The organism is Pseudomonas sp. 05T35 (assembly GCF_056396605.1).
This window is the reverse complement of the sequence record NZ_JBFTLU010000796.1, coordinates 1-931: the sequence shown is the minus strand read 5'-3', so window position 1 is coordinate 931 and position 931 is coordinate 1. Positions and strand designations below refer to the sequence as shown.

At 51.1% G+C, this 931-nt stretch carries 1 pseudogene; it reads right to left on the bottom strand.

What is annotated here, in order from left to right:
• Window positions 1-329 (bottom strand): annotated as a pseudogene (locus tag AC1DH9_RS29905) (glycine/betaine ABC transporter substrate-binding protein); the annotation flags it as partial.
• Window positions 330-931 lie beyond the last annotated feature (602 nt).

The following is a 931-nucleotide window of genomic DNA, read 5'->3' as shown; positions in this document are numbered from 1 at the left end:
CCTGTGAGGTTAGGGGCCGGGAGAACGGACAAAGAGTCCTTTAGGGGGGTAATCAGAGGATCCTGAGATGGCGACCAGTAGTTAATGAACGTATCCAGCTTGCCATCGCTAAGAGACTTCAGAACGATTGGCAGTGAAAGCATGCTGTCGTCAAATTTATAGCCCAGGCCTTCGGCAACCACCTGAGTCAATGCGTTTGTCGATATACCATCGAGCCATCCCACGTTCGCCGTCTTGATGACTTGGCAACTGCTGGGTTCTTGAGCCATAACCAACACGCTTTGAGATGCCAAGGTTACTGCGATCACGGTTTTGTAAAACTTGTTCATCCGACTCCCCTCTAGAGTTGTACTAACTCTGTTTGACGTATCTGGATGGCAGACTCAAATTTGCACGTGGCTGACACTTATGAATTGCGCCTTTCCCGCTTCGATTATCGGCCAATCGCCAGTACGGCATAACCGCGTTTCTATTATGAGGAGCATGCGGTTTTCTTATGGATCAGTAGGGAGGGATCCACCTGGATACCTTTCGCTTAGACACTTCACGAGAGCCGTTGGATTAAGCTGAGGACCTGTCGGAAGCTTTCGTCTTCAGGAGCCAGAGTGAGTCCTGCTGTTTTGCGGATGGGGACGTGGTAAGGAGATGTGCCGCGTCAATCGCCGCCGCCCAGCCCCTCCAGCATTTGCAGGTTTTCGTTTCTCACCTTTGCAGATCGAGCAGCCAGCTCTGCAAATCCATCATCGCTCATGACCTTCTCCATGTTCAGCAGGCATCGATGAGGTTTGTACAGGATGAGGTCTTACAGGTCGATCACCCACCACGAACCTCAATACCAGCACACAAAGCAGAAGCGATGGCCGAGATAGTGGCGAGCTATCTGGAGAGTGTACTCATGGGTTGAAAACACGGAAGGTGGGTATATCAAAGG